The 5399-nt window shown below is 73.9% G+C and carries 5 protein-coding genes; 1 reads left to right on the top strand and 4 read right to left on the bottom strand.

The features are described 5' to 3' along the window. Positions 1-218: 218 nt before the first annotated feature. From H5J29_RS19485 to H5J29_RS19470, 4 genes are all read right to left on the bottom strand, one after another. Positions 219-1262: an alcohol dehydrogenase catalytic domain-containing protein gene (locus tag H5J29_RS19485; RefSeq protein WP_181782485.1), complete on the bottom strand. Its 1044-nt coding sequence runs from the start codon at positions 1260-1262 to the stop codon at positions 219-221. A 97-nt stretch (positions 1263-1359) separates the two neighbouring features. Then, positions 1360-2544: a CoA transferase gene (locus tag H5J29_RS19480; RefSeq protein ID WP_181782484.1), complete on the bottom strand. Its 1185-nt coding sequence runs from the start codon at positions 2542-2544 to the stop codon at positions 1360-1362. Next, a complete protein-coding gene (locus tag H5J29_RS19475) occupies positions 2541-3581 on the bottom strand; it encodes an NADP-dependent oxidoreductase (RefSeq protein WP_181782483.1) in 1041 nt (346 codons plus the stop codon). Before H5J29_RS19475 ends, H5J29_RS19480 begins: the two co-directional genes overlap by 4 nt. Positions 3582-3614: 33 nt before the next feature. Then, positions 3615-4502, bottom strand: coding sequence for a TauD/TfdA dioxygenase family protein (locus H5J29_RS19470; RefSeq protein WP_181782482.1), 888 nt, complete (start codon positions 4500-4502; stop codon positions 3615-3617). A gap of 390 nt (positions 4503-4892) precedes the next feature. Here H5J29_RS19470 and H5J29_RS19465 point away from each other — a divergent pair. Further along, on the top strand, positions 4893-5399 hold a 507-nt coding region (locus H5J29_RS19465), incomplete at its 3' end, for an LLM class flavin-dependent oxidoreductase (protein ID WP_181782481.1).

Below are 5399 nucleotides of genomic sequence, written 5' to 3'. Positions count from 1 at the left end.
GATGGAGGCCGTCGAGCCGCCACACGGTGGCGTCGGGGGTGAGCACCGCACAGTCCCCGGGGGTGACCGCCCACCACACCAGGTACGCCGTGCCCGCCGCGAGGACGGCGGCGACCGGCACCAGTCCCGTCCGCCTCACCGCGCACCCCTCCCCCGAGGATGCACGGACGGCACCCTCGCTCACCAGGAATGAGCGAGAGCGCCGTCCGTGCAGTACATCAGCGGCGGATGACCACCTTCAGCGCCTCGTGGGCCGCGGCGTTGCCGAAGACCTCGTACGCCTCGTCGATCTGGTCGAGCGAGAAGGTGTGCGTGCCCATCTTCTCGGCGGGGATGCGGCCGCTCGCGACCATCGTGAGCAGGGTCGGGATCGAGACCGTGTCGACCAGGCCCATCGTCAGGGTGACGTTCTGGATCCACATCTCCTCGAGCGGCAGCTCCACCGGCGCCCCGTGCACGCCGATGTTCGCGATGGTCCCGCCGGGTCGGACGAGCGCGGCCGTGGTGCGCAGCGTCTCGGGGTAGCCGACCGCCTCGATCGCGACGTCCACGCCCAGGCCGTCCGTCATCGCCTTGACCGCCTCGACGACGTCGGGGCCCGCCTCGACCGCGTCCGTGGCCCCGAACTCCTGGGCCTTGGTGAGCCGGAACTTGTTCGAGTCGACCGCGATCACCCGCGACGCGCCCCACAGCCCGGTCGTGAGGATCGCGGAGAGCCCCACGGCACCCGCGCCGACGACGGCGACCGTGTTGCCCGGGCGTACCCCGCCCGCCAGCACGCCGACCTCGTAGCCGGTGGGCAGCGAGTCGGCGAGGAAGATCGCCTGCTCGTCCGTGACGTCGTTCGGGATCAGGTGGAGCGACGTGTCGGCGTACGGGACGCGGACGGACTCGGCCTGGGTGCCGTCGATGAGGTGGCCGAAGATCCAGCCGATCCCGCCGACGGTCTGACAGTGCGACGGCATGCCGCGCGTGCAGTAGGCGCACCGGCCGCAGCGGGTGATCGCCGGGACCAGGACGCGGTCCCCGGCCTTGAACCCGGTCACCGCGGCCCCGACCTCGGTCACCGTCCCGACGGCCTCGTGCCCCAGGATCCGGCCGTCGGTCACCGCGGGTACGTCGCCCTGCAGGATGTGCAGGTCCGTGCCGCAGATGGTGGTCGTGTCCACTCTGACCACGACGTCGGTGGGGTCCTGGACCTGCGCGTCCGGGACGTCCTCCCAGGACTTGCGACCGGGTCCGTGGTAGACGAGCGCCTTCATGGAGCCTCCCCGAGGGTCGTGTCACCGTCCCGGGGACGCTAGTGGCGCCCGTCACATGCAGGTGTCTCAGTCTGCGACTGAGCCGTCCCAGGCCGGCCTAGACCACGCCGCGGTCGTGCAGGCCCGCGATCTCGGCGGACGACAGGCCGAGGAGCTCGGCCAGCACCTCGTCGGTCTCCCGGCCGAGGACCGGGGTGGCGCCCGCCTCGCCGTGCTCGCCGTCGAACCGCATGGGTGAGCGGGCCGTGATCCCGCTGCTGCCGTCCTGCAGGGTGAGGTCGGTCAGCACGGGGTGCTCACCGGTCCGGAACGCGGTGACCACGTCGGTCATGCCCTGGTAGCGGCCCCAGAGCACGCGGGCGGCGTCGAGCTCGTCGGCCACCGCCTTGGAGTCCCGCGCGAGGAACCAGGGCTTGAGGACGGCCGCGATCGTGTCCCGCAGCCGGTACCGCTCGGCCTCCTGGGCGAGGTCCGCCTCGAGGGCCTGCTCCAGCGCCGCGAAGACCGCGTTCGTGCCGGTCACGCTGGTCAGCGCGGACCACTGGCCGGGGGTGAGCGCCACGACCATCACCCGCTGCCCGTCGGAGCAGGCGAAGTCCACCCCGAAGGAGCCGTAGACGTGGTTGCCGTGCCGCGGCCGCTCCCGGCCCCGGTCGGCCGCCTCGGACAGCCAGCCCAGGTTCGCCACCCCGGCCAGCGCGACGTCGGACAACGCGAGCTCCACGAAGCTGCCCCGCCCGGTCCGCGACCGCTCGTAGAGGGCCGCCAACACCGCCGTCGACACGCTGAGGCCGGTCACCAGGTCCCAGGCGGGCAGCACGTGGTTGACCGGCGCCGCGCCCTCCTCGGTGCCGGTGATCTGCGGGATCCCGACCTCGGCGTTGACCGTGTAGTCCACCGCGGGCCGCCCGTCCGGGTAGCCCTGGACGCGGACGTGCACGAGATCGGCGCGGCGCGCGGCGAGCACGTCGTGCGCCATCCACCGGCGCCCGACGACGTTGTCCACCAGCACCCCGGCCTCGGCGACCAGCGCCGTGACGAGCTCACGGCCCTCGTCGGAGCGCATGTCCACGGCGACCGAGCGCTTGCCCTTGTTCAGCGAGGCCCAGTAGAACGACTCGCCCGCCGCGTCCACCGGCCAGCGCAGGTGGTCCGAGCCGCCCCCGAGCGGGTCGATCCGGATCACCGCGGCGCCGAGCTGCGCGAGCGTCATCCCGCCCGTCGGGCCCGCGACGAAGCTCGCGCACTCGACGACCTGCAGTCCCTCCAGCGGCCTGCTCACGACTGCCCCCCGAACGACTCGGCCCCGGACGACTCGGCCCCTGATGTCTCGGCCCCGGACGACTCGGCCCCTGATGTCTCGGCCCCTGATGTCTCGGCCCCGAAGGTGAGGACGAGCCTGCCCCGGGTCCCGCCCGCCTCGAGGCGGGCGTGGGCCTCGGGTGCCCGCTCGGCGGGGTAGGTCTGCGCGACCCGCAGCGTGACGGCGCCGGACTCGGCCAGCACCCGCAGGGAGTCCAGCCGCTCGCGGTCCTGGGCGATGTCGCGCACCCACACCGGGTACCACGAGATCCCGCGCTCGGCGGGACCCTCGTACCCCCGCACGGTGGCGATGCGACCGCCGTCCCGCACCGCGCCGAGCAGCTCGTCGCCCTGTACCGAACCGTCGGCGAGCACGTCGACGCCCTCGGGAACCACGGCCCGGATGCGGTCGGCCACCCCCTCGCCGCGGCGTACCACGAGGTCCGCGCCCAGCTCCTTGACCAGCGCCTCGTCCGCCTCCGAGGCGTCGGCGACCACCCGCAGGCCCGCCGCGGCGGCGAGCTGCACGACGTACCCGCCGAACGCCCCCGCGGCCCCGGTCACGGCGATCGTCGAGCCCGGGGCGGGATCCAGCAGGTCCACCGCACGCCGGGCGGTGAGCCCGTTCATCGGCAGCGTGGCGGCGTGCACGTGGTCCGCGCCGGAGGGGGCGCGCACGACCGACCCGGCAGGCACGACGACGTACTCGGAGTAGGCCCCGTGCGTGCCGTCGGGGACGACGATCGCCATCACCGCGTCGCCCACGGCGAGCCCGCCACCCGCGCCCTCACCGAGCTCGTCGACCACCCCCGCGGCATCCATCCCGGGCACGTACGGCGGCGGGTCCTTGCGCTGCCGCTCGGCGCGGGACCCGTTGCGCAGGCCCGTGTCCGTGGGGTTGACCGCGGCCGCGTGCACCCGGATCCGGACCTGTCCGGGGCCCGCGTGCGGCTCCGGCAGCTCGACGACCTCGAGGGCCCCCGGCCCACCCCACTCGTTCACCCCGATGGCACGCATGGTCCGACCCTAGGCTCCGTGTCGCGGACCCGCTCAGACGGCGGCCTGCTCCCGCAGGACCTCGACGCCGACCGGGGCGTCCCCGCGCAGGGTGACCCGGTGCATCACCCGCCGGGCGTCGCCGTAGTCGCGGTTGGCGTAGTGCGCGGTGGCGCGGTTGTCCCACATCGCCACGTCGCCCTCGGCCCAGCGGTGGCGCACGATGTGCTCGGGCTTGGTGATCGCGGCGAAGAAGACGTCGAGCAGGTGGCGGCTCTCGACCTCCGAGACCCCCTCGATCGCCACGGTGAAGCCCGGGTTCACGAACAGCGACCGGCGGCCCGTCTCGGGGTGGACCCGCACGACCGGGTGCACCACCTGGTCCAGGCTGGTGACGGTCTCGCCCTCCCACACGCTGCCCTGGCCCTGGCGGCGCTGGGCGAGGTAGTAGCCGAAGTCCTTGCTGCCGTCGTGGCGGGCGTCGAGCTGGTCGGCGAGCGCGCGCAGCGGCGGGGACAGCGCCTCGTACGCCAGCTCGAGGTCCGCCCAGTTGGTGTCGCCGCCGGTCGGGGGCAGGGTCACCGCACGCAGGATCGAGCCGAGCGGCGGCCGCTTCATGAAGGTGACGTCGGTGTGCCAGACGTCGGCGTACCCGTCGTCCGCGGAGTCCAGCGCGTAGATCTCGGTGTGGTCCTCGTCGATGCCCGGCACCACGGGGTGCGACGCCGTGAGCTCACCGAGCCGGTTCCCCAGCCGGACCTGGCCGCTGGGGTCGAGGGCGTGCTGGCCGCGGAAGAACAGCACCTTGCGCTCGGTGAGCTGCGCGCGGATCGCGGCGACCTGGGTGTCCGAGGCGGTGGCGAGGTCGACGTCGTGGACGATCGCGCCGAAGCGCGGGCCCAGCGGCTCGAGGTTCAGGGTGACGGCGGACAGCGGGGACATGCATGGCTCCACATCGGACCTGACGTGCGAGGACACGGCAGGACGGTTCGAGAGGGGTGGCGACGACGCCGGGAGAGGGCCCTGGGGAGGGTGCGGTGGGGGCGGCAGCGGGCCGCCTGCACTCAACCGAACCAGTTGCGGACCGCGGATCCCGTCCAGAGCAGGTCGACGTCCGGGCCGGGATCCACTGCGGTGCGCGGGCCCCCCGGACAGAGCGCCACGTCGGTCCGACACAGGTCGACGTAGAGTCGCGCCACGAGTCGGAGGTCCGGGGTCACACGTCGGATCGTGGCCGCCGCGCTGCGCCCGCGCAAGGGCAGTGTGATGAGTGTCCGCCGTCACTCCCACCCTTGCGACTACGCAGTGTTGTCCCGTCGGTACTGTCCGTGTATGGAGCTCGGCTACCTCACCCACGTCGGCGGGCTGGGCTCCCCGCGCGACGCGTACCGCGACACCGTCGCCCTCGCCGTCGCCGCGGAGGCCGCGGGGTACGACTCGTTCTGGGTCGCCCAGCACCACAACAGCGAGGCGCAGGGGTACCTGCCGTCGCCGTTCGTGCTGCTCGCGGCGGTCGCGCAGGCCACGCAGCGGATCCGGCTCGGGGTGGGCGTCGTCGCGGTCACGTTGGAGGACCCGCGGCGGGTCGCGGAGGACGCGGCGGTCCTGGACACCTTCTCAGGCGAACGGCTGGAGCTGGGGGTGGGCGCGGGCTCCGACCCCGCGGCGTCGGCGCTGTTCGGGCGCGACCACGAGCGCAGGCACGCCGAGTGCGTCGAGGCCGTCGACCGGCTGCGGACGGTCCTCGGCGGGATCACGCTGGTGCCCGACGCCCCCGGGCTGCTCGACCGGATGTGGTGGGCGACCGGCTCGGCGCGGGGTGTGGCGGCGTCCGCCGCC

The sequence above is a fragment of the Pseudonocardia pini genome (assembly GCF_013870575.1).
GTDB lineage: Bacteria > Actinomycetota > Actinomycetes > Mycobacteriales > Pseudonocardiaceae > Pseudonocardia > Pseudonocardia pini.
This window is presented reverse-complemented; position numbering and strand designations above follow the sequence as displayed.